Annotated in this window: 23 protein-coding genes and 1 riboswitch; of the genes, 3 read left to right on the top strand and 20 right to left on the bottom strand. The window is 53.8% G+C overall.

Features of this window, described 5'->3' with window-relative positions; translation table 11 throughout:
• Window position 1: 1 nt before the first annotated feature.
• The 18 genes from thiH to dnaB form a co-directional block, all read right to left on the bottom strand.
• Window positions 2-1,111 (bottom strand): 2-iminoacetate synthase ThiH, encoded by a 1,110-nt coding sequence (gene thiH, locus IAD09_07260; GenBank protein ID HIT82017.1) that lies wholly within the window; start codon window positions 1,109-1,111, stop codon window positions 2-4.
• Window positions 1,112-1,431: 320 nt separating this feature from the next.
• A complete protein-coding gene (gene thiC / locus IAD09_07255; GenBank protein ID HIT82016.1) occupies window positions 1,432-3,126 on the bottom strand; it encodes a phosphomethylpyrimidine synthase ThiC in 1,695 nt (564 codons plus the stop codon).
• Window positions 3,127-3,138: 12 nt separating this feature from the next.
• On the bottom strand, window positions 3,139-3,909 hold the full coding sequence (locus tag IAD09_07250; GenBank protein HIT82015.1) for a thiazole synthase: 771 nt from the start codon (window positions 3,907-3,909) through the stop codon (window positions 3,139-3,141).
• The gene (locus IAD09_07245) at window positions 3,906-4,532 is read right to left on the bottom strand and encodes a thiamine phosphate synthase (GenBank protein ID HIT82014.1); all 627 of its coding nucleotides are present in this window, start codon (window positions 4,530-4,532) and stop codon (window positions 3,906-3,908) included. Before IAD09_07245 ends, IAD09_07250 begins: the two co-directional genes overlap by 4 nt.
• Before the next feature lie 10 nt (window positions 4,533-4,542).
• The gene (locus IAD09_07240; GenBank protein ID HIT82013.1) at window positions 4,543-5,133 is read right to left on the bottom strand and encodes a thiamine phosphate synthase; all 591 of its coding nucleotides are present in this window, start codon (window positions 5,131-5,133) and stop codon (window positions 4,543-4,545) included.
• 81 nt (window positions 5,134-5,214) lie between these two features.
• Complete coding sequence (thiS, locus tag IAD09_07235) at window positions 5,215-5,415, bottom strand: sulfur carrier protein ThiS (GenBank protein HIT82012.1); 201 nt, start codon at window positions 5,413-5,415, stop codon at window positions 5,215-5,217.
• A 22-nt stretch (window positions 5,416-5,437) separates the two neighbouring features.
• The gene (thiD, locus tag IAD09_07230; GenBank protein HIT82011.1) at window positions 5,438-6,274 is read right to left on the bottom strand and encodes a bifunctional hydroxymethylpyrimidine kinase/phosphomethylpyrimidine kinase; all 837 of its coding nucleotides are present in this window, start codon (window positions 6,272-6,274) and stop codon (window positions 5,438-5,440) included.
• A 66-nt stretch (window positions 6,275-6,340) separates the two neighbouring features.
• A riboswitch (TPP riboswitch) is annotated at window positions 6,341-6,433 on the bottom strand.
• Between the two features lie 162 nt (window positions 6,434-6,595).
• Window positions 6,596-7,324, bottom strand: coding sequence for a hypothetical protein (locus tag IAD09_07225; GenBank protein ID HIT82010.1), 729 nt, complete (start codon window positions 7,322-7,324; stop codon window positions 6,596-6,598).
• A gap of 18 nt (window positions 7,325-7,342) precedes the next feature.
• On the bottom strand, window positions 7,343-8,629 hold the full coding sequence (locus IAD09_07220) for a PorT family protein (GenBank protein HIT82009.1): 1,287 nt from the start codon (window positions 8,627-8,629) through the stop codon (window positions 7,343-7,345).
• Window positions 8,630-8,655: 26 nt separating this feature from the next.
• Entirely contained in the window at window positions 8,656-9,180 is a 525-nt protein-coding gene (locus IAD09_07215) for a sigma-70 family RNA polymerase sigma factor (protein HIT82008.1), read from the bottom strand.
• A gap of 131 nt (window positions 9,181-9,311) precedes the next feature.
• The gene (locus IAD09_07210; protein HIT82007.1) at window positions 9,312-10,556 is read right to left on the bottom strand and encodes a DUF1015 domain-containing protein; all 1,245 of its coding nucleotides are present in this window, start codon (window positions 10,554-10,556) and stop codon (window positions 9,312-9,314) included.
• An 83-nt stretch (window positions 10,557-10,639) separates the two neighbouring features.
• Window positions 10,640-11,560, bottom strand: a complete 921-nt coding sequence (locus tag IAD09_07205; GenBank protein HIT82006.1) for a 3-phosphoglycerate dehydrogenase — start codon at window positions 11,558-11,560, stop codon at window positions 10,640-10,642.
• Window positions 11,561-11,572: 12 nt separating this feature from the next.
• Entirely contained in the window at window positions 11,573-12,640 is a 1,068-nt protein-coding gene (serC, locus tag IAD09_07200; protein HIT82005.1) for a 3-phosphoserine/phosphohydroxythreonine transaminase, read from the bottom strand.
• A 209-nt stretch (window positions 12,641-12,849) separates the two neighbouring features.
• Window positions 12,850-14,121, bottom strand: coding sequence for a replication-associated recombination protein A (locus IAD09_07195; protein HIT82004.1), 1,272 nt, complete (start codon window positions 14,119-14,121; stop codon window positions 12,850-12,852).
• Between the two features lie 42 nt (window positions 14,122-14,163).
• Complete coding sequence (locus IAD09_07190; protein HIT82003.1) at window positions 14,164-15,441, bottom strand: adenylosuccinate synthase; 1,278 nt, start codon at window positions 15,439-15,441, stop codon at window positions 14,164-14,166.
• A gap of 19 nt (window positions 15,442-15,460) precedes the next feature.
• Window positions 15,461-15,958 carry a transcriptional repressor gene (locus tag IAD09_07185; protein HIT82002.1) on the bottom strand — a complete coding sequence of 166 codons (498 nt, stop codon included), beginning with the start codon at window positions 15,956-15,958 and terminating at the stop codon, window positions 15,461-15,463.
• 154 nt (window positions 15,959-16,112) lie between these two features.
• Window positions 16,113-16,787, bottom strand: a complete 675-nt coding sequence (locus tag IAD09_07180) for a DNA alkylation repair protein (GenBank protein ID HIT82001.1) — start codon at window positions 16,785-16,787, stop codon at window positions 16,113-16,115.
• Between the two features lie 9 nt (window positions 16,788-16,796).
• Window positions 16,797-18,329 carry a replicative DNA helicase gene (gene dnaB, locus IAD09_07175; protein ID HIT82000.1) on the bottom strand — a complete coding sequence of 511 codons (1,533 nt, stop codon included), beginning with the start codon at window positions 18,327-18,329 and terminating at the stop codon, window positions 16,797-16,799.
• A gap of 240 nt (window positions 18,330-18,569) precedes the next feature.
• Here dnaB and IAD09_07170 point away from each other — a divergent pair, with 240 nt between their 5' ends.
• The 3 genes from IAD09_07170 to dnaJ all read left to right on the top strand — a co-directional run bounded on the left by IAD09_07170 (window position 18,570) and on the right by dnaJ (window position 21,323).
• Entirely contained in the window at window positions 18,570-19,397 is an 828-nt protein-coding gene (locus tag IAD09_07170; GenBank protein ID HIT81999.1) for a 4-(cytidine 5'-diphospho)-2-C-methyl-D-erythritol kinase, read from the top strand.
• Between the two features lie 160 nt (window positions 19,398-19,557).
• Window positions 19,558-20,130 (top strand): nucleotide exchange factor GrpE, encoded by a 573-nt coding sequence (gene grpE, locus IAD09_07165; GenBank protein ID HIT81998.1) that lies wholly within the window; start codon window positions 19,558-19,560, stop codon window positions 20,128-20,130.
• Window positions 20,131-20,168: 38 nt separating this feature from the next.
• A complete protein-coding gene (dnaJ, locus tag IAD09_07160) occupies window positions 20,169-21,323 on the top strand; it encodes a molecular chaperone DnaJ (GenBank protein HIT81997.1) in 1,155 nt (384 codons plus the stop codon).
• Between the two features lie 80 nt (window positions 21,324-21,403).
• Here the strand turns inward: dnaJ and mgtE are convergent, their stop codons facing one another.
• The gene (gene mgtE / locus IAD09_07155; protein HIT81996.1) at window positions 21,404-22,753 is read right to left on the bottom strand and encodes a magnesium transporter; all 1,350 of its coding nucleotides are present in this window, start codon (window positions 22,751-22,753) and stop codon (window positions 21,404-21,406) included.
• 10 nt (window positions 22,754-22,763) lie between these two features.
• Window positions 22,764-23,552, bottom strand: coding sequence for a 16S rRNA (adenine(1518)-N(6)/adenine(1519)-N(6))-dimethyltransferase RsmA (rsmA, locus tag IAD09_07150; GenBank protein ID HIT81995.1), 789 nt, complete (start codon window positions 23,550-23,552; stop codon window positions 22,764-22,766).
• Window positions 23,553-23,623: the final 71 nt, after the last annotated feature.

Here is a 23,623-nt window from a genome sequence, read left to right as displayed (position 1 = left end):
TTTAGTCGAAAATGCGGTCCCAGTCTTTCCACACCACTTCATATCCGGCTTTCTTGACGGCTTGTTCCACTTCGGCGGGGGTGCGGTCGTCACTGACGACAAATTGTTCGAGTGCCTGCGGGTGGGTGAAGTATCCGCCCGGTTCGGTTTTTGAGCCGGCGCTCAACGATGTGGCGCCCAGGGTGGCGATGTGGTCGCGGAATTGCGGATTCTCACGGGTCGATACCGAAATGTCGACGTCGTGGTCGAAGAGGCGGAAGGCGAAAATCGTCTGCGCCAGTTGCCGGTCGCTCATCACGACGTTGGGTTGGAAGTGGCCTTCCGATGGCCGCAACCGCGGGAAATTGACGCTGTAACGGGTCTTCCAGTATTTTTTGCGCAGATATTGCAGGTGTATGGCCATGAAGGTGATGTCGGTGCGCCACTCTTCGAGACCGATGAGCACGCCCATGCCTATCTTGTGCACACCGGCCTGTCCCATGCGGTCGAAGCCGTTGACACGCCACTCGAAGTTCGATTTCATGCCTTTGGGGTGGTAAACCTTGTAGCGCTCGCGGTGGTAGGTTTCCTGGAAGCAGACTACGCCGTTCAGTCCCGACTGGGTGAGCCGGTAGTAATCTTCGCTTTTGAGCGGCATGACTTCGATGGTGAGGTTGGAGAAGTAGGGGCGTGCCAGCCGCAATGCGTTTTCGAGATAGTCGACACCGGCCAAGTGCGGGTTTTCTCCCGTGACGATGAGCAGGTTTTCGAACGGCCCCAGGCGGCGTATCGCTTTGCATTCCTCCACGATTTCTTCGTCGGTGAGGATAATGCGGTTGATGGGATTGTTGTGGTTGAACCCGCAGTAGACGCAGAAATTGGTGCAGGAGTTGGTGATATACATCGGGATATACATGCTGATGGTTTTCCCGAAGCGTTGCTGGGTATACATGCGGCTGCGGACGGCCATCTCTTCGAGGTAGTGCTCGGCGGCCGGTGAGATGAGAGCCATGAAGTCCTCTATTTGCAGGTGTTCCTGAGTGAGGGCGCGGGCGACATCGGCTTCTGTTTTTGCATATATCTGTTTCGTGATTTCGTCCCACGAATATTTCTCTAATTCTTCTGAAAACAACATTTCTTTGATACCTTGTTTTTTTGTTGAGATTCTATGTGGCGCAACACATTCCTTCGGGCTGAGAGGAAGGCGGGCGAGTAGAATTGTGTTGAACAGTTTTCTAAATATAATTTCAATTCGGACAGTAGTTCGGGTTCTTCTTTGCCAAGTTCGAAAGCCAACTTCATGCTGAGAGCCTGCACGGCCGGTTTTTCACGGGGCGACAACATCTGTCACTCGGATATTCTGCCACCGATGCGGCTACCTGGCCGATGGCTTGGCGTGACAACGGTTGCCCGAGAACGGTGCGTAGGTCGGTGATGCGGTCCATCTTCCTCTTATTTGATGCAGTCGTTGAGGCTTTGCGTGATGCGCATGGCACAGAAGTTGGGCCCGCACATGGTGCAATACTCGCCATCGTTTTTCGAGCCCTCCTTGTAGTAGGCCAATGCCCTTTCGGGGTCGAGCGAGAGGTTGAACTGGTCTTTCCAGCGGAACTCAAAGCGAGCCTTGCTCAGTGCGTCGTCTCTCACCGTGGCGCCGGGGTGCCCCTTGGCAATGTCGGCGGCGTGGGCGGCAATCTTGTAGGCGATGACGCCGTTGCGCACATCTTCGCGGTTGGGGAGACCCAAGTGTTCTTTGGGCGTGACGTAGCATATCATGGCCGTTCCCAACCAGGCGATTTGAGCCGCGCCGATGGCCGATGTGATGTGGTCATAGCCGGGGGCGATGTCGGTGGTCAACGGGCCGAGGGTGTAGAACGGGGCTTCGTGGCACGAGGTGAGCTGGCGTTCCATGTTTTCCCGTATCTTCTGCATGGGAACGTGCCCGGGGCCTTCGATGATGACCTGCACGTTGTGGGCCCATGCCTTTTGGGTGAGCTCGCCCAACACGTCGAGTTCGAGGAATTGCGAACGGTCGTTGGCGTCGTGTATCGAGCCCGGGCGCATGCCGTCGCCCAGCGAGAGGGCCACATCGTATTGCTTGACAATCTCGCATATCTCGTCGAAGTGGGTGTAGAGGAAATTCTCTTCGTTGTGGCTCACGCACCATTTGGTCATGATGGAACCTCCGCGCGACACGATACCCGTGAGACGCTCGCCCACCAGTTCGGCATGAGCTTTCAGCACGCCGGCGTGAATGGTGAAGTAGTCGACGCCCTGTTCACATTGTTCGATGAGGGTGTCGCGGTAGATTTTCCAAGTAAGGTCTTCGGCCACGCCGTTCACTTTTTCGAGGGCCTGGTAGATGGGTACCGTACCCATGGGCACGGGGCAGTTGCGGATAATCCACTCGCGGGTTTCGTGTATGTGGTCGCCCGTCGAGAGGTCCATGAGCGTGTCGCCTCCCCAATAGCAGCTCCACATGGCTTTCTCCACCTCTTCTTCGATGCCCGACGAGAGGGCCGAGTTTCCGATGTTGGTGTTGAGTTTCACCAGGAAGTTGCGGCCGATAATCATCGGTTCGGCTTCGGGGTGGTTGATGTTGGCCGGAATGATGGCGCGGCCGCAAGCCACTTCGTCACGCACGAACTCGGGGGTGATGTGGGTATCGATGCCCAGCATCTCGTTTTGGAGGTTTTCGCGTATCGCCACATATTCCATCTCGGGCGTGATGATGCCCTGTTTGGCATAGTACATTTGGGTGATTTCCCGTCCGGCCTTGGCGCGGTAGGGCAGGTGCAGGTGTTTGAAGCGGATTTCATCGAGGCTCTTGTCGGCCTGTCTCATGCGGCCGTATTCCGATGTGATCGACGGGAGCCGTTCCACATCGCCGCGTTGAGTCACCCACGGTTCCCTCAGGCGGGGAAGTCCCTTGTCGAGGTCGATTTCCACGGCCGGGTCGGTATAGACGCCGCTGGTGTCGTAGACATACACCGGGTCGTTGTGGCGCACGATGCGTTCTCCGTCGACGATGTTCACCGTGTCGGTGAGGTTGACCTTGCGCATGGCCACTTTTATGTCGTGCAGTTTGCCGGGTACATACACTTTTTCAGAACCCGGGTAGTTGTGTCGCGTGATTTCTTTTTTCATGGGAAAACGTGTTTAGTCGAGAAATGAGGTAAGGGGGCTGCTGGCGATGGCGTGGGCACATTGTGCGCCGAGGCCGGCTTCGTAGGCCCGTCGGCCGGCGATAACCGCCTCTTTGAATGCGATGGCCATTTCGACGGGATTCCCTGCTACGGCGATGGCGGTGTTGACCAGCACGGCGTCGGCTCCCAATTCCATGGCTTCGGCGGCATGTGAAGGCGCACCGATACCGGCATCGACGACAACGGGCACGCGGCTCTCGGCGATGATGATTTCGAGCAGGTCGCGGGTGCGCAATCCCTTGTTGGTGCCGATGGGGGCGCCCAGGGGCATGACTGTGGCGGCGCCCACCTCTTCGAGCCGTTTGCACAAAACGGGGTCGGCCTGTATGTAGGGCAGCACGACAAATCCCATCTTTACCAGTTCTTCGGTTGCTTTCAGGGTCTCTATCGGGTCGGGAAGCAGGTATTTGGGGTCGGGGTGTATTTCGAGTTTGATAAAGTTCGTCCCGAATGCTTCCCGGGCCAGTTGGGCGGCGAGGACGGCTTCTTCGGCATTGCGCACACCCGAGGTGTTGGGAAGCAGTTGTATGCTCTCTTTGCGAATGTGGGTGAGAATGTCGTCTTGTTGCGGTGCGTCCATGTCGACGCGTTTCATGGCGACGGTTACCATTTCCGACTCCGATGCGAGAATGGCTTGTTGCATCAAATCGTTTGAACTGAATTTGCCGGTTCCGACAAACAGGCGGGAGTTGAACTCCCGTCCTCCGATAATCAATTTGTTCATAATTTGTTGTTATTAATAGATTCGATAATTTTTCGAGTTTCTTCTGCGGGCTTTTCGGCGTTCAGGATTGTCCCCGATAAAGCGATGCCGGCGATGCCCGTTGTCATGAGTCGGGGTATATCGTCGAGCGTGATGCCGCCGATGGCGACGATGGGGAGGGGGTATCCTTTGTCTCGGCAGGCTTGTAAGATGTGCCGATAGCCTTCGATGCCCAGAATGGGACTCAGCTTCTTCTTGGTCTCTGTGAAGCGGAAAGGTCCCAGTCCTATGTAATTCACCCCGCTTGCAACCAGGTAGTCGATGTCGTCGATGCTGTTGGCCGTCCCGCCGATAATGGCTTTCTCTCCGAGAATGCGACGTGCCTCGCGCGGCGGCATGTCGTTTTTCCCGAGGTGCACGCCGTCGGCTTTGCATTTGGAGACAAGTTCCACTTTGTCGTCGAGAATGAGGGTGGCACCGTAGCGGTTGCAGAGCGCGCGCAAAGGGTGGGCGACAGCGAGAATTTCGTCGTCGCCGGCCTCCTTCATGCGTAGTTGTATCCATCGGCAGCCCCCTTCGAGAGCGGCTTGTGCCGATGTGTAGTAATCATATCGTTCGTTGGTGTGCGTGATAAATTGTAGCATGGCGTGCAGGTTAGTGTCTCAGATAGGCTTTCAGGGTTTCCATGCGGACGGCGGTTTCTTCGGGCGACGCTGCTTCCCACAGGTAGCCGAGCATCGCGGCTCCGCCAAATCCCCAGCCTTCGATTTGTGGAAATTGTTGCGGTGTGATGCCGCCGAGGGCGTAGACGCGTTGGGAGATGATGCCTTCTTGTCGGGCTCGGTCGAGGGTCCCGGCCGGGAAGTGTGAGGTGTATCCTTTTTTTGAAATGCTGTCGTAGATGGGACTGAGGAAACAATAGGTCGTGTCGCAGCATGTCTTTACTTCGTCGAGGCTGTGGCACGAACGTCCCGTGGTGCCTTGATAGCCGGCCGGACACACCGGGTTGCGGCGGTTGAGGTGCAATCCGCCTACGGGGTACTCGTGGGCCAGCTCGAAGTGGTCATGGAGAATCAGCCGGGTATGGTACTCGGCCGGAATGTGTTCCAGCAAGGTGGCGATTTCGTCGGACAAATATCCCGGTTTGCGTATGTGCATTTGGTCAAGGCCGCATTCGAGCCAACGCACGATTTGGGCCGCCTCCCCCTCGAATATCGTTTCGCTTGTAATTCCTATCAGTTTCATGTAAAATCAAAAAAAGAAAAGCCCGATTCCCGATGTCATGGGAATCGGGCTTTTACATGGTTTTGTCATCGAAGAGAATCATTATCCGCCGCAGGCAGCGTGAATGACGGTCACCTTGTCGTTGTTCGACAAGAATGTGGTTGCCCAATCGTCTTTGCTGATGATGCGGTTGTTGACGGCGACGGCAATACCCTCGGACGAGATGCTTTGTCCTAAAAGCAATTCTTTGAGAGTTGCCCGGCTGCCAACACATATTTCTTGACGGTTCAAAAAGACTTTCATACCTTATACGCAGAGTTTATCGTTATTTTGTGTTGTTTTTCGCGAGAAGAGGGAGTGGGGCGAAGAGATGGTTCAGAGGACCGTGGCCGTGGCCTACCGTCACATGGGCGCCCGCTGTCAGACCTTCGTGGACATATTGTTTCGCGAGAGCGATAGCGGTTTTCAACTCTTTGCCCAAAGCCAAATAAGAAGCGATAGCCGAAGAGAGTGTGCACCCTGTGCCGTGAGTGTTGGGCGTGTCGACCTTTTCGGCCGAGAACAGGAGCGGGGCGTTGCCCGATGTGAAAAGTATGTCGTTCATCGCCTGTTGCATAAGATGTCCGCCCTTGATGAGGACGGCTCGACAACCCATTCCCAGGAGGACTTCTCCTGCGCGATACATGTCGGGCTCGCTGTGAATGGCGATTCCCGACAGGAGGGCGGCCTCTTCGGTGTTGGGCGTGATGAGGGTCGCCCGCGGGAAGAGCCCCGCTTTCAGGGCATCTACAAGGCGGTCGTCGCCGTAGAGACGGTGGCCGCTGGTCGATACCAATACCGGGTCGAGCACAATGTGCAGGGGTGCATATTTGTCCAACATGTCAATGGTCGCAGCGATGGTCTCGACAGAGAAAAGCATACCTATTTTCACGGCATCGCAGGCAATATCGGAAAATACGGCTTCGAGTTGTGCTTTTACGATATCCGGGGTTATGGCTTGAATGCCGGTCACGCCGCAGGTGTTTTGTGCGGTCACTGCTGTAATGACAGACATACCATACACGCCCAGTGCTGACATCGTTTTGAGGTCGGCTTGTATGCCGGCGCCTCCGCTACTGTCCGAGCCTGCAATAGTAAGGCAAGTGGGATAATGACATTCCATATTCTCAGTCGTTTTGAGAAAGTACCGGAATATGGGTCAGGCTGTTTGTGAGATATTTTGGTTTGGTTTTCTCTATGAACAAATTCCTTCCCGGCATTACCCGGGCAGGTTCATAGGGTGTAATCTCAGCCGTTTGTTCCGGCACCCCTTTTGTTTCTGTGACAAAAATAGGAAATAATTATTTATTCCGAGGAATATTTGATAAAAAAAAGACATTCCCCGACACCCGCTTTTGTGCAAAAAAGCGAGACACCAATCTCTCGATTGATGTCTCGCGGCACTTTTACTGGAAAAAAGTCTGTATATGTTCTGAAATTGTTTTTAATCGCTGAATTTGGTCGACATCGTGTAGATGTATCCTCCGAGGTCCTGTTTCCATACCGAGGTGAATCCCGAGTTAGAGGCGCTCCGGTACAATAAGGTGAGGGAGGTGATGTTCGACGGATAGTCGGGCAGTTCGAATGTGTACCATACATCGCGCGTCTCTTTCGACCATTCTGCCATTTCATAGGCGACAATGAGGGTGTCGGTGGTCATTCCCATGTAATTGGGGTCGGCCGGCGTGTTTTTCTGAATCAGGCTCACATTGCCTTCTCCGGCGTAGAGTCTGACGTTCATCGTCAACATGTTGGGGGTGATTTCGGTTCCGTAAGTAATATACGGTTGGGCGATGGCGCGCAGCGTATCGGTTGCCTTGAAGTCAAAATCTCCGGGCATTTCGGTAAAGTCGTCTATGCCCCAGGTGTCGATATTTGAGAAGGTGGCATCGTATATGCCTTTGGCTTCGGCATTGGCGGTCTGGTTGTCCCAGTCGATGGTATAATATACGATGGCGCGGGCAATGCTGTCTTCGAGAGTGGGAATGCCGGCTCCCGTGATATTGAGGTTTATATCATCGAGTCGTATGCAGGGCGTGTTGTTCAGGTTGAGAATGGTGCCTGTCCCATACGAGGTGGTCATGTTGCCTTTATCGCCGAGGCAGCTGCTCAGGCCGCAAAGCGAGAGCAGAATGAGTGAGGAGAAAATGAGTCCTTGTTTTGTCCGTTTCATATTTAATGTTTTTGTGTGTTAGAATTTGGTCCTGATTCCCAAGTGGAAAGCAAAGTTCAACGGCTTGTCCTTCCACAGGTTTTCGATGGATTTGTTCCCGTTGTCGAAGAAATAGGCGAGAGCCGGCTCGGCATAGATGTCGAAGTGCCGTGAAATGATGTAACTGACGCCGACTTTTAGGTGGGCCGACCATTGCACTTTCCGGTCTCTGATATTCTCGGTATAGGTACTGTATGCCAGTTGCGTGTAAGTGTCATCGGTTCGACGGCCGTAGATGTTGAAGTCCATTCGTGGCCCGGCCGCTGCATACAGGCCGATGAAGCGTGTATTGAAAAATTTGAATCGCACCATGAGCGGGATTCCCAGGTAATGCAATTCTTGTTTTCCTTCGCGTTGCAGGTTCTCGGTTTTATAGTCCGAACGCAGCAGGGTATATACCAGCCCGCTTTCGAGTCCCCACCGTTTTCCGAATTGCTTTTCGACCGTGATGCCTACCGAAATGGGTACTTTATGTTGATATTTCAGTATCTGGCTCTCATTGGCATAATAGAGGTTGCTTCTCGTGATGCGGGTGTCCTGGGCATACTGGGTGGCCGAGATGGCATTGGCCGAGACGATGCCCAAGGAACAGCCCGGGTCGTTTTGTCGGTCGCTTCTCTTCCGGCCGGTGGGAGAGGCGTGGGCATATTGCGCGGTTGTCGTGTGGCCTGACGTTGTCTCTTTTGCCCGATGCGACGGCTCTGTTCCGCTATTGTCGACCGAGGTGCCTTCTCCCCGGATTTCCCGCCCGGCCTTGTTGTCGTGGCGGTGATTCTCTTCCGAGGGTTGCCCTTGAAGAGTCTCTTGGGAAGTGGTGACTGCGTCGGAGCCGTGTACTTGGGCAGGAAGTTGTTGCTCTTGCCCGATTTCTTGTGCCACCATGTCGGGTCGTGTGGCGGCCGGCTTGGAGCCGGTTCCGATTGACGCCCTTTCGGCCATTGCCGGTTGTCCCTGATTTTGGTTGTCGGGGCTTTGTGCCTGTGTCTCCGTCAGGGTCGGCGAGAGTGATTCTGTGGCGAGACTTGCCTCTTCAATCGTTTGCTGCACCCATCTCGTCCCGGACGTGTGGGGTTGCAGGAGCAAGTAACCCGACAGCCCGCAGGCCAACAGCAACGATGCGGCAGCGGCATACCGCACATACTTTTTCCAGACAGGGACCTTCCGCTTCGACGGCAGTCGGCGCTCTATCTCCGCCCAAAGACCGTCGGGAACGTCCACTTCATGGTCTTTCAGTTTCGATTGTATCACTCTGTCTGATGGTTTCATTCTATTTTATCTTCCTTTGCAGAACCTTATAGTTCGTTCAAACGTTTTTGTAACCATTTCTTGGCCCGGGTCAGTTGAGAACGCGAGGTGCTCTCGGTAATTCCCAGCATCGTGCCGATTTCTTTGTGGTTGTATCCTTCCACGACGAAGAGGTTGAATACGGTTCTGAAACCGGCCGGTAACTCGGCAATCAACTCCATCAATTCGTCGGCCGACATCTGTTCGACCGTTGAGTCGTCGATTTCTTGCAGGGGCTCGTTATCATCGATGTCGACGGTTTCGCGCAAGATGTCGTTGCGACGGAGGTACTCCAAGGCGGTGTTGATAAATATTTTTCTCACCCAACCCTCAAAAGAGCCATTGCCCGTGTAGCTGTCGATTGCCGTAAAAACCTTGATAAATCCCTCTTGCATCAAGTCTTGTGCCGTGTCGTAGTCGCGACCGTAACGCATACACACCGCCATCATTTTGCGGGCGTACAAGTCGTAGAGGGCACGTTGCGCCTGGGGATTGTTTTTTCTGCAATTGTCGATCAGCTCTTTTTCTGTCATGAGAAAGTGGCAGGGCTTTTTTGACAAGCAGCTATTAGTCAGATGTGGAAAATCGACTAATAGCTGCATGATGAGATGTTTTTTTTGAGGTTTTTATGACCTCTTGTGTTTTTTATGCTCTTTTTAAAGCATCAGGCAAGTTTGTGTATGACGAGACCCGACCGCAGTTTGGGTTCGAACCAAGTCGTCTTGGGGGGCATGATGTTGCCCGAGTCGGCAATATCCATGAGTTGTTTCATCGAGACGGGGTAGAGGGCGAGAGCCACTTTCATCTCTCCGCTGTCGACACGGCGTTTCAACTCTTCGAGACCGCGTATGCCGCCTACGAAGTCGATGCGTTTGTCGCTGCGCAGGTCGGTGATGCCCAAAATGTCGCGCAGAATCAAGTCCGACGAAATCGTGACATCGAGTACCCCGATGGGGTCGTTGTCGTTGTAGGTGCCGGCTTTGGCTGTCAGCGAGTACCAATCGCCGCCGAGGTAGAGCGAGAAGTTGTGAAGGGCGGTGGGGTGATAGATTTCCTTCCCTTTTTTCTCGACGGTGAAATTTTCGGCCAGTCGGGCGAGGAAGGCTTCATCGCTCAGCCCGTTGAGGTCTTTTACCACACGGTTGTAGTCGATGATGTGCAGTTGCGATGCCGGGAAGCACACGGCCAGGAAATAGTTGTACTCTTCGTCGCCACGGTGGTTGGGGTTTTGACGGGCTTTTTCGGCACCGACAAGAGCGGCGGCAGCGGTGCGGTGATGGCCGTCGGCAATGTAGAGGTAGGGAATGGCGGCAAACAACTCGGTGATGCGCTGTATGGTGGCCGGGTCGTTGATGAGCCAGAAGTGGTGTCCGAATCCGTCGGGAGCCGTGAAGTCATACTCGGGCTCTCCTTTTACGGTTTCGGCCACGATGGCGTCGAGTTCGGTATTGTCGGGGTAGGCAAAGAATACCGGTTCGATGTTGGCATTGTTGATGCGGACATGTTTCATGCGGTCTTCTTCCTTGTCGCGGCGGGTAAGCTCATGTTTTTTTATCACGCCGTTGAGGTAGTCGTCGACGTTGGCGCATACGACGAGGCCATATTGGGTGCGGCCGTTCATCGTTTGGGCGTAGACGTAGTATTTTTCGCTCGGGTCTTGTACCAGCCACCCTTTTTCCTGGAAAAGGTTGAATTGCTCGACAGCCTTGTCATAAACTTTGGGGTCATGTTCGTCGGTACCCGGTGCGAAATTGATTTCGGGTTTTATGATGTGGTAGAGCGATTTCTCGTTCCCGGCAGCTTCGGCGCGGGCTTCTTCCGAATTGAGCACGTCATAGGGGCGTGAAGCGACCTCTTCGACCAGTTCACGAGGCGGTCTTATTCCTTTGAAGGGTTTGATTTTTGCCATACGGTTTTGTTTTTAAAATAAAAGAGGGTGAGCTATTGCATAGCGTGCGATAGTATCACCCTCTTATAAATAGTGTCAGGTCTTTATTTGTTCACTCTGAATTTGTCGATGCCCTCTTTGAGGTATCCTACCGATTGTTTGGCGGCGGCGATACCGGCATTGATGTTGGCTTCGGCTGTCTGTGCACCCATTTTCTTGGGGGTGAAGAAGTAGCGACCGGCGAGTTTCTCGGCGAATACGTCGGCGTTGGTGGGGGCAATATCGGAGATGTACCGGAAGTCGGCGCGTTCTTCCATGAGGGCCACCAGTTCTTCTTCGTTGATAACCTCTTTGCGGGCGGTATTGATGAGGACGGCGCCTTTGGGCATCTGTTTCAACAGGTTGTAGTTGATCGATTTTTTGGTCTCATCGGTAGCGGGGATATGCAACGATACATATTGGCAGGTCTTGTAGAGCTCGTTGATGTCTTCGATGGGGGTGACACCGGCTTCTGCAATGACGTTTGAGGGGCAATAGGGGTCGAATGCATATACGTCCATACCGAAACCTTTGGCTATGCGGGCCACATTGCGGCCTACCTGTCCGAAGGCGTGGATACCCAGTTTCTTGCCTTTGAGTTCGGTGCCCGACGTGCCGTTGTAGAAGTTGCGAATCATCATCACGGCCATGCCGAATACCAGTTCGGCGACGGCGTTGGAGTTTTGACCCGGGGTGTTCATCACGCACACGTTGTGTGCCGTGGCGGCAGCCAAGTCGATGTTGTCATAGCCGGCACCGGCGCGCACGACGATTTTCAGGTTTTTGGCGGCGTCGAACACCTCGGCGTCGATGATGTCGCTGCGCACGATGATGCCTTCGACATCTTTCACGGCTTCGAGCAGTTTGGCTTTTTCACCGTATTTTTCGAGGAGCACCAGTTCCAGTCCGGCACCTTCGATTTCTTTTTTGATACCTTCTACCGCAACGGCTGCAAAAGGTTTGTCGGTTGCAACTAATATTTTCATGATGCGATAAGATTAGTGTTTTCTTTCAAATTCCTGCATCGTGGCGATGAGGGCTTCGACGCTCGATTTGGGCAGCGCGTTGTAGAGCGAGGCGCGGAATCCGCCCACCGAACGGTGACCCTTGATGCCTACCATGCCTTGTTCGGCGGCAAACTTGGCAAATTCTTCTTCGAGTTCCTTGTATTCATCGCTCATGACGAAGCATACGTTCATGATTGAACGGTCTTCGGGAACCACCGTTCCGCGGAACAGTTTGTTGCGGTCGATTTCGTCGTAGAGGAGAGCGGCTTTTTCGATGTTCATCTTTTCGAGCACCTTTACGCCACCCAATTCTTTGTAGTATTTGAGGGTTTGCAGGGCGGCGAATACCGGCAGGCAAGGAGGTGTGTTGAACATGGAGCCTTTCTTGATGTGGGTGCGGTAGTCGAGCATCGTGGGGATAGCGCGGTCTACATGACCCAAAGCCTCTTCGCGCACGATGGCAACCGTGACGCCGGCAGGGGCGAGGTTCTTCTGTGCACCGGCATAGATGATGTCATATTTCGACACATCGACGGGGCGGGAGAAGATGTCCGACGACATGTCGGCTACCAAAGGTACTTTCACGTCGGGATCTTGACGCAACTCGGTTCCGAAGATGGTGTTGTTGGTCGTGATGTGGAAGTAGTCGGCGTCTTCGGGTACGGTGTAGTCTTTGGGGATATAGGTGAAGTTGGCTTCTTTCGACGATGCAACGACGTCGACTTCGCCAAACAGTTTGGCCTCTTTGATGGCATTGACGGCCCAAGTACCTGTTTCGAGGTATGCGGCTTTCTTTTTCAGCAAGTTGAAAGGCACCATGCAGAATTGCAGGCTGGCTCCGCCGCCGAGATATACGACATCGTAACCGGCCGGTACGTCTAATAATTCTTTGACCAGAGCGCGGGCTTCGTCCATAACGGCCGAAAATTCTTTGCTACGGTGTGATATTTCCAGCAAAGAGAGTCCTGTCCCAGCGAAATCCAGTACAGCGTCTGCTGTATTTTTAATGGTGTATTGGCTCAGAATTGAGGGGCCTGCATAAAAATTGTGCTTCTTCATTTTGAAATATTTTTAGTGTATCGATATTCTGATATATGGTTCTCAAATGAAATTTTCGAGGGAACAAATTTATGTTTTTTTTTGACCTTTGCCAAGAAAATGTCAAATAAAAAGGCCGTAAAAGGAACATATTTTCCTTTTTGCGGCCTTTTTGGCATATCGGCTTTACAAAATATCGGTTTGCGCCCTTTTTCTTGTTTGGAGAGGCTTTATTTGTATTTGTCGCCCCACAAAGCACGCAGGCGTTCTTTGTGTCGCTCTTCGGCGGCATTGGCCTGCGGTTTCCATATCGTGGCGTTTTTGAGCTCGTCGGGCAGGTATTGTTGTTTTACGAAATTTCCGTCGTAGTCGTGGGCATAGAGATACCCTTTCCCATAGCCCAGCTCTTTCATGAGGGAGGTCGGCGCGTTGCGCAGGTGGAGGGGAACAGGCAGGTTGCCGGTCTGTTCGACGCAGGCGAGTGCGTCGTTGATGGCTTTGTAGGCCGAGTTGCTTTTGGGGCTGCATGCCAGATATACGGCCGCTTCGGCCAGGGCGATGCGCCCTTCGGGCCAACCGATGTTTTGCACGGCTTCGAATGCGGCGTTGGCGATGAGCAGGGCGTTGGGATTGGCCAATCCGATGTCTTCCGAGGCCGAGATGACCAGTCGCCGGGCGATAAACTTGGGGTCTTCTCCTCCTGCCACCATGCGGGCCAGCCAGTAGACGGCTCCGTCGGGGTCGCTGCCGCGTATCGACTTGATAAAGGCCGAGATGATGTCGTAGTGCATTTCGCCTTCCTTGTCATAGGCCATCGGGTTTTGTTGCAGACGGTCGGTCACCACGGCATCGTCGATGACGAGCGGCTCGCTTTCGGGGGTGGCGTTGGCAATGAGGTCGATGATGTTGAGCAACTTGCGGGCGTCGCCGCCGGCGTAGCGGAAGAGGGCGGTCGTCTTGCGCACGTCGACCTTGCGTTTTTGCAACTCTTTGTCGCTCTTCAAGGCCCGGTCGAGAAGCTGTTGCAGGTGGGCGGCGTCGAGCGATTTGAGCACATAGACTTGACAGCGGGAGAGGAGCGGGCGTATGACTTCGAACGACGGGTTTTCGGTCGTGGCACCGATGAGGGTCACCGTGCCGTCTTCTACGGCGCCCAGCAGCGAGTCTTGCTGCGACTTGTTGAAGCGGTGTATTTCATCGATAAACAAGATGGGGCGGCTCTGCCTGAAAATGCCGTTGCCTTTGCATTTTTCGATGACTTCGCGCACCTCTTTTACCCCTGAGTGTATGGCACTCAGGGTGTAGAAGGGGGCTTTGAGTTGCACCGAGATGATGTGGGCGAGTGTCGTTTTGCCGACACCGGGAGGGCCCCACAGTATAAAGGAGGAGATTTCTCCGCTGTCGATCATGCGCCGCAGCACCGCCCCTTTGCCCACGAGATGTTCCTGCCCGATGTATTCATCGAGCGTTTTGGGGCGCAGTCGTTCGGCTAAGGGGGTCAACATCGGTGGTCTGGTCGCGTTGGGGTCGGAAAGGGTGGGCAATCAGTTCTCTTCGGTGTAGCGTTCGATGGTTTGAGCCCGGTCGGGACCTACCGATACGATTTTGATGCGTACTCCCAGCTCCTCTTCGAGGAAGGTGAGGTAGGCATTGAATTCCTCGGGGAACTCATCTTCGCTCTGCATGTGGGTCATGTCGCATTTCCAGCCGGGTAATTCGACATACACCGGTTCGATTTTGTCGTCGATTTCGAAGGGGAACTCATCGGTCTCTTGTCCGTCGATGCGGTATGCCACGCAGGCTTTGATGGTGTCGAAGGTGTCGAGTACGTCGCTCTTCATCATGATGAGGTCGGTCACGCCGTCGATCATGATGGCGTATTTCAGGGCGACGAGGTCGATCCAGCCGCAACGGCGTTCACGGCCGGTGACGGCACCGTATTCGTGACCGATGTCGCGGATTTTCTTTCCGGTCTCGTCAAAGAGCTCGGTGGGGAAGGGGCCGCTTCCCACGCGGGTGCAATAGGCTTTGAATATGCCATAGACTTTGCCGATGCGGCCGGGGGCTACGCCCAGGCCGGTGCAGGCTCCGGCACAGATGGTGTTCGACGAGGTGACAAAGGGGTAGGAACCGAAGTCGACGTCGAGCAGCGTGCCTTGTGCTCCTTCGGCCAGTACCGACTTGTCGTCTTTCAGCAGTTTGTTGATTTCGTGTTCGCTGTCGATGAAACGGAACTGTTTCAGGTAGTCGAGCGAAGCAAACCACTGGGCTTCGAGTTCGGTGATGTCATAGGTGTAGTGGAGCGATTGGAGTATGGCTTCGTGGCGCGCCTTGGCCTTGGCATATTTTTCTTCGAAGTTGTGGAGCAGGTCTCCCACGCGCAATCCGTTGCGGCTCACCTTGTCGGTATAGGTGGGGCCTATGCCTTTGCCCGTCGTGCCTATTTTGCCGGCGCCCTTGGCTGCCTCGTAGGCGGCGTCGAGCATGCGGTGGGTGGGAAGTATGAGGTGGGCTTTCTTCGAGATATAGAGTTGGCGGGTGATGTCGTGGCCACTGGCTGCCAGCGCTTCGGCTTCCTGCTTGAAGAGTACCGGGTCGAGTACGACACCGTTGCCGATGATGTTGATTTTCCCGCCCTGGAATATGCCCGAAGGTATGGAACGGAGCACATATTTCTCGCCGTTGAATTCCAGCGTGTGGCCGGCGTTGGGGCCACCTTGGAAACGAGTGATGACGTCGTATTTCGGAGTGAGAACATCGACGACTTTGCCTTTGCCTTCGTCGCCCCATTGCAATCCTAATAATACATCTACTGATTTCATAATTGATGTGTGAGGTTATTTATTGTTGTTTTGATTCTTTTTCGTTGTTTTTCTTGCGTAACTCTTTTTGTTCGGCTTGCATGCACGATGAGCAGATGCCGTAGACATAGAGGGCATAGTAGGCCGTGGTGAATCGTGCGAATTTTTTTTGCGACAGCACTTCGAGCAGTTTGGGGTCTTTTACCTCTCTTATCTTTCCGCAGCGGGTGCAGATGAGATGGTGGTGATTGGCCATATTGTACGATTTCTCATACTGTGTCGGGTGGTTGCTGAACTGGTGTTTGCGCACCAAACCCGCATCGACCAGCAGGTCGATGGTGTTGTAGACTGTGGCACGGCTCACCCGGTATTCGCCTTTCGCCATCATCTTATAGAGCAAGTCGACATCGAAATGCTCGCTTGTCGCATAGATGGTGTCCAGTATCTCATATCGCTCGGTCGTCTTTCTCAGCTTCTTCGCTTCGAGATATTGGGTCAACTTTTGTCTGACGATTTCTCGGGTTTTCTCCTCAATCATGGCGCTTTCGTTATGCCAAACGAGGCAAAGATAAAAAATAAAACCGAAATATCGCCTCGAATGGCCAGATACTTGCGATTAAAAAATAGAATGTTGGCCGCGTGTCGTCACTTGTGGATTGTCGAGGCACCGGTTCCCGGCCGCGGAATGCGGTTTATTCGGCTTCCTGCTCGTGGCAGAGGTCGATGAGGGCATCGGTCAGATGGCGCCTCTCTTCGGGTATGGCCGCGGTGGAGAGAATCTCCGCCGTGGCGGTGGCATTTCGAGGCGAGGCAATCACCAGCCGTTCGATGCAGCCTGTCGCCGCCGATAACGTGTGGACGGGAACCTGGCCGCACAGGAGGGCGAGATAGGCGGCGAGGAGGTGGCGTGTCTCTTCGGACGACGGTTTGTATTTCCGGGCGAACAACCGGCTCCATAATTGGTATCCCGTGTATCGTGCCATGTCGTTTGCCGACCCGATGCAGTCGGCTGCCAGTCGTCCCGCCTCGGCGATGTGGGGAAAAAGGTTCATGCAACACACGTCGGCGATTTCGGTATAGGGAATTTCCTCGACCCATTTCCGTGCGGTGGGCAGTTCCATCTCCGCGGCAGGATAGAGCCAGGTGGCCAGCATCTTCGATTCTCTCACCGATTCGTTCCATAACCGTTCGGCCAGTTCCTTTTGTGGCGGAATGGCGGCGGCGATACGGCGCAGTAACGGGAGGGTGAGGCCGAAGTTTGCCCGGTAGGTTATTCCCTTTTCCCGCATGCTGGCGGCGACGATTCCGTTCATGGCTTTGCGGAATTGCCGTTTTATATCTCTTGTTTGCTCCTCGATGGTGCTCATGGGTGTGGTTTAGAAGGGGGTGGAATCGTCTTGCTGGTTCAAAAAATCGGCGTTGGGGTCGATGTTTTTCGCCGCTCCGTTCTCGGCTTGTTTCTGAGCCGATTTTTTATTGATTTTAGAGGGTATGATTGTGTCGTCTTTCAGGTTTTGGAAACGGGCCAGCTCGGCGCGGAAACGCAGCCGCACGTCACCCACGGCGCCGTTGCGGTGCTTGGCGATGATGATTTCGGCCAGTCCCACGAGGGAGTTGCCCTTGGCGTCTTCGGTTATTTTATAGTATTCGGGGCGGTGTATGAAGCATACCATGTCGGCATCTTGCTCGATGGCTCCCGACTCGCGCAGGTCGGCCAGTTGCGGGCGTTTGCCTTCGTCTCCGGTACGCGTTTCCACGCCACGGTTCAACTGCGAAAGGGCGATGATGGGAATGTTCAATTCCTTGGCCAATCCTTTGAGCGAGCGGGAAATGGTGCTCACCTCTTGTTCGCGGCTGCCGAAGTTCATGCCGCTGGCGTTCATCAGTTGCAGGTAGTCGATGATAATCATCTTTATGCCGTGTTCCCGTACCAAACGCCGGGCCTTGGTGCGCAACTCGAAAACCGAGAGGCTGGGGGTATCGTCGATGTAGATGGGGGCGTCGAACAGGTCGTTGATTTTGGCGTTCAGCTGTTCCCATTCGTGGGGAGCGAGCTGCCCGCTTTTGATTTTCTCTCCGGGAATTTCGCAGGTGTTGATTATCAGGCGATTTACAAGCTGCACGTTCGACATTTCGAGCGAGAAGATGGCCACCGGCGTGTTGTAGTTGATTGCCATGTTTTTGGCCATCGAGAGGACAAACGCCGTCTTTCCCATGGCCGGACGGGCTGCGATGATGATGAGGTCGGAGTTTTGCCAGCCCGATGTCATTTTGTCGAGGTCGGTAAATCCCGATTGCAGACCGCTCAGTCCGTCTTTCCGGTTCGATGCGATTTCGAGTATGCGCAAAGCCTCGTTGATGATGGGGTTGATTTGCGTGAAATCTTTCTTGACATTCCGTTGGGAAATCTCAAACAACTGGCCTTCGGTCTTTTGCATCAGGTCGTCCACGTCGACGGTGGCGTCGTAGGCATCGCCCAGCACTTCTCCGGCAAAGCGTATCAATTCCCGCGCCAAGTACTTCTGCATGATGATGCGGGCGTGAAATTCGATGTTGGCGGCCGACGATACCCGGCTGGTCAGCTCGGTGATGACATATTCGCCCCCCACCTCTTCGAGGCTTCCGTTGCGGCGCAACTGTTCGCACACGGTGAGCATGTCGATAGGCTCCTGCTTCATAGCCAAGTCGACAATCGCCTTGTAGATGAGCTGGTGTTTGTATTCGTAGAAGCATTCGGGTTTCAGTATGTCACTGATGATGGAGTAAGCATCTTTTTCGAGCATCAAGGCACCCAGCACGGCCTCTTCGAGTTCGCGGGCCTGGGGTTGTAGCTTCCCCATGTCGGCCATCGGGGTGAGAGCCTGGGGTTTCTTGCGGGCAGGGGTTTTGCGTCCGGATATGATTTCCATGTCTTTGAGAGTAAAAAACGGAATTTCGTTGGGGCTACAAATATACAAAAAATAGAATTGCTATTCCTTTTGGAAGAACAGTCCAAATCTTTTTTTTGATTTCCCTGATGTCGGGATTCCCGTGGGGAATCTTGTTCCGTGAGCGGTTCGCCGCTTTCTGCCTTGCCCCGATTGTGGGGAGGGAATCCGTGTTATTTCAGATAAAATTCCTACATTTGCCCCGCAACAGAAATCGTTTATATGTTACTCTTTCCCAATGCCAAGATAAATCTTGGGTTGAACATCTTGTCCCGACGTCCCGACAAGTATCACGACATAGCAACCATATTCTATCCCGTGGGGTGGTGCGACGCTCTCGAAGTCGTTCCCGCGGCAGACCGGGAATCGGGTTGCGATTTGCACCTTTCGGGGCTTGCTATCGACGGCAGAGCAGAAGACAATCTGGTCGTCAAGGCTTATCGTATTCTTTCCCGACGTTATCCGATGCCTCCCGTCGAAGCCTACCTTCACAAGGTCATACCCTTTGGTGCCGGGCTGGGAGGCGGTTCGTCCGATGCCTCGACGATGTTGCTGCTCTTGCGCCGACTGTTTTCTCTCCCGGCCGATGACGATGAGTTGGCGGCATGTGCGGCGCAACTCGGAGCCGACTGCCCGTTCTTCATCTACAACCGACCGATGTTGGCCGAGGGTATCGGCGACCGTCTGTCGCCTGTCGGCCTCTCTTTGCAGGGATACACGCTTTTCCTGGTGAAGCCCCCGATAGCCGTCTCTACGGCCGAAGCCTATTCCCGGGTAGTCCCGGCACTGCCCGACGAGCCTTTGTCGGCCGTCGTGCAGAGACCCGTGGGCGAATGGAAAGATTGCCTGGTGAATGATTTTGAGAAGAGTGTTTTTTTCCATTACCCCGAGTTGGCCCGTTTCAAAGCTCGCCTGTATGCGTGCGGGGCCGTCTATGCTTCGATGTCGGGCTCGGGTTCCACGCTATATGCCCTTTTCCGTTCCCTGCCCGAGGACATTGAGCGAGAATTCCCCGGCTGTTGTATCTGGTCGGGACCTTGCCAATATTGATAGAGAGTCGGGCCGACCCCTCCAAGGCTGACAAAAAGACCTCTTGCCGGCCTGGCAACGTTTTTGCTCTACTCTGTGTGACACATCACACAGGGTTGGCCCGAAGAAGTGATGCCTATTCTTATAAATTATTGATAATGAAATATAAATAAAATACAAAATGAAAGAACAAACATCTGAAACTCCCGAAAAAGAGATTGAAAACAGCGAGGAGCTGACAGAAGATCAGACCCAGAATCCCGTCGAGGAGCCATCTCCTGCCGAAGAGACTGACACTTTGGCAGCCGAGAATGAACAGTTGCGGGCTCAGGTCGAAGAACTCAAAAAAGAGTATCTGCTGGCTCGTGCCGACCTTGAAAACTTCCGCAAAAGAACGCTGAAAGAGAAAGCCGAATTGATAAAGAACGGCGGAGAGTCGTGTCTTAAAGACATCTTGCCTGTCATCGACGATTTCGAGCGCGCTTTGCAGGCCGTGGGCAAGAGTTCCGATGTAGAGGCTCTGAAACAAGGTGTAGAATTGATATACAATAAATTCAAAACCTATCTCGACCAGCATGGAGTGAAAGAGATTCCTACCGAGGGTGCCGATTTTGATACCGAGTTCCATGAAGCGGTGACCACATTCCCGGCTCCCGCGCCCGAGCAGAAAGGCAAGGTCATCGATTGTGTGCAAAAAGGGTACACAATGAACGACAAGGTCATACGTTATGCCAAAGTCGTGGTCGGTGAGTAGAACGGGAAAATCAAAGGTAAAAAAACAAGAACACACCCATGAGCAGCAAACGAGATTATTATGAAGTGCTGGAAGTCACCAAAACAGCGACAGCCGAAGAGATAAAGAAAGCCTATCGCAAAAAAGCCATACAATATCACCCCGACAAGAATCCCGGAGACAAGGAGGCCGAAGAGAAATTCAAAGAAGCAGCCGAAGCCTATGAGGTGCTGAGCAATAGTGAAAAAAGAGCTCGATATGACCAGTTTGGCCATGCCGGAGTCAATGGCGGAGGCGCCTCGGGATTTGGAGGCGGCGGAATGTCGATGGAAGACATCTTCTCCCAATTCGGCGATATATTCGGCGGCGGGTTTGGCGGTTTCGGCGGATTTGGCGGTTTCAGCGGCAGCCGCAGCGGGAAACGGGTCAATCGAGGTTCCGACCTGCGCGTGCGCGTAAAACTCAATTTGCAGGAGATAGCCACCGGCGTTGAGAAGAAAATCAAAGTCAAGAAATATGTCCCCTGTCCCGACTGCAAAGGCACCGGCGCCGAGCATGGCACCGATTACGAGACCTGTTCGCAATGTAAGGGAAGCGGGGTTGTCACGCAAGTGCGGCAAACCATTTTGGGTACAATGCAATCGACCACGACCTGTCCCAAATGTGGGGGCGAAGGCCGTATCATTACCCATAAATGTCCCAAGTGCAACGGAGAGGGAATCCTCAAAGAAGACGAAGTCATCACCATCAACATACCGGCCGGCGTTTCAGAGGGTATGCAACTGTCGATGAGCGGTGCCGGTAATGCCGCACGCCACGGTGGCGTCAACGGTGACCTCCTGATACTCGTGCAGGAAGAGCCGCACCCCGAATTGCTGCGGGACGAAAACGACTTGATATACAATGCTCTCATCGACTTCCCCACCGCGGCTTTGGGCGGTACGCTCGAAGTGCCCACCATCGATGGCAAGGCCAAGGTGAAAATCGATCCCGGTACCCAACCCGGCAAAGTGTTGCGGTTGAGGGGCAAGGGGCTTCCTTCGGTCAATCGATACGGCGTGGGTGATTTGCTGGTCAATCTCTCGGTGTATGTGCCCGAGAATCTCACGGCCGAGGAGCGCAAGAAAATCGAAGAGTTGCGTACACCCGGTTTCACGCCGAGCAAATCGGTAAAAGAGCGCATATTCAGCAAACTGCGCCACATGTTTGAGTAAGCTCTCACGGGGAGAACCCAGTAAAAGGAGCGGCCTTTCCATCGAGGAAAGGCCGCTCCTTTTACTGGGGGTCACCTTTGTTAAAGCAATAATTGGCAGATGCCCATGTAGATGAGCATGCCGATGATGTCGTTTGATATGGTGATGAACGGGCCGGTCGCGATGGCCGGGTCGAGTCCCACTTTTTCGAGGGCGATGGGGACGCAAGTGCCGAATATCGAGGCGAAAATCACCACCGAAAAGAGCGACAGGGAGACGCATATCGTGAGTGCGTCGCCGCCGAGCAGGAAGAAATAACAGGCGGCGAATATCAATACCGAAATCGTGCAGGCATTGATGATGGCGACTCCGAGCTCTTTCAGAATCTGTTTTCCGGCATGGTTGAGGGAGAGCGATTTGTTGGCAAGGCCCTGCACGATGATGGCCGACGACTGTATGCCGACGTTTCCGCCCGTACCGCCAATGAGGGGAATGAACAGGGCCATGGCCGGATTGATGGCAAAACTTCCTTCGAAATTGCCCAAGATGACCGAGTTGGCCAAACCTCCTATCATGCCGATGAGCAGCCAGGGAAGTCGGGCCGATGTCTGGGTGAGAATGGTATCGGTCGTCTCCACGTCTTGCGAGATACCCGAAGCCAGTTGGTAGTCGCGTTCGGCTTGCTCGCGCACTTCATCCATGACGTCGTCGACGGTGATGCGACCCACCAGCCGGCCTATGCTGTCGATGACGGGGAGGGCCACCAAGTCATATTTTTCAATGGTTTGGGCCACCGTCTCGATGGTATCGTCGGTGCGTACCGAGACCGGGTCTTTTTTCATGACGTGCTTTATCTTCGAGGCCGAAGGGTGGGTAATCATCTTTTTCAGCGGGAATACGCCGCGCAGCTTGTTGTCGTCGTCGACCACATACACATAGTATATTTCGTCCATGTATTCGGCTTGGCGGCGCATCTCTTTTATGCACTCGGGCATACTCCAATTCTCGTTTACGATGACCATTTCGGTACCCATGAGACCACCGGCCGTGTTCTCGTCATATTTCAGCAGGTCGACGATGTCTCCGGCCTGTTCCACGTCGTTGATGTGGGCAAGCACCTCTTCTTGTGCATCTTCGTCGAGGTCGCGTATGAGGTCTACCGCATCATCGGTTTCGAGGTGGTCGATGTATTCCTTGGCGATGGTTTCGCTCGGCATCTCTTTGAGGAGCTTTCGTCGGTCGTCTTCGTCAAGTTCCATCAGCACGTCGGCGGCGGTTTCCTTGTCGAGCAGTTTGTAAAGGAACTCCGACTCTTCGATGTCGAGATTCTGGTACAGTTCGGCAATATCGGCCGGGTGCAGGTCTTTGAGTATTTCTTTGGCCTGCCCGGTATTGTTTTCGGCAATGATATTGCGTATGTTTTCGATGTATTCTTCGGTAAATTTTTCCATGACGGGAGGGTTATTGTCCGGGAAGAATGGTTTCGATGTCTCGTGTGAGGGCGATAAATTGTTCGACCGACAACTGTTCGGGGCGTTTGTCGAAGAGCTCGTTTTCAAGAAGCGGGCAATCTTTCCCGAGCAGGGGCTTCAATGAGTTGCGCAATGTCTTGCGCCGCTGGTTGAAACTGGTCTTCACGACTTGTTTGAAGAGGCGTTCGCTGCACCCCAGGTCGGTGACGCGGTTGCGTGTCATGCGTATGACGGCCGATTTTACTTTTGGGGGCGGGTCGAAGACCTGTTCCGAGACGGTGAACAAATATTCTATGTCATACCAAGCCTGCATGAGCACACTCAGTATGCCGTAGTCCTTGTTGCCCGGCCCCGAGGCCATGCGTTCGGCGACCTCCTTTTGTATCATGCCGCTGCAACAGGGTATGCGGTCTTTGTAGTCGAGCACCTTGAAAAATATCTGGCTCGATATGTTGTAGGGATAATTCCCGATGACGCAGAAGCGGTCGGGGAATATGCGGTCGAGAGGCAGTTTCAGGAAATCCTCTTCGAGTATGCGTCCGTCGAGGGCGGGGAAGTGGGCGCGTAGATAGGCGACCGATTCCCGGTCGATTTCGACGACCGTGAGATCGTGCCCCGCGGACAGGAGAAATTGCGTGAGAACCCCTGTGCCCGGGCCGATTTCGAGTATCGGCATTCCCCCGTAATCTTTTACCGTGTCGGCGATGCGTCGGGCTATGTCCAGATCTTTCAGGAAATGTTGTCCCAAAAATTTTTTAGGTTTTACGGGCGAGCGCATAATCGGGATTATTTTTGATGTATATATAAAGGTGACCCTCGGCCTATTTTCGCAAAAAAGCTTACCTTTGC

It is taken from the genome of Candidatus Caccoplasma merdavium, from assembly GCA_018715595.1.
Classification (GTDB): Bacteria; Bacteroidota; Bacteroidia; order Bacteroidales; family UBA11471; genus Caccoplasma; species Caccoplasma merdavium.
This window is presented reverse-complemented; position numbering and strand designations above follow the sequence as displayed.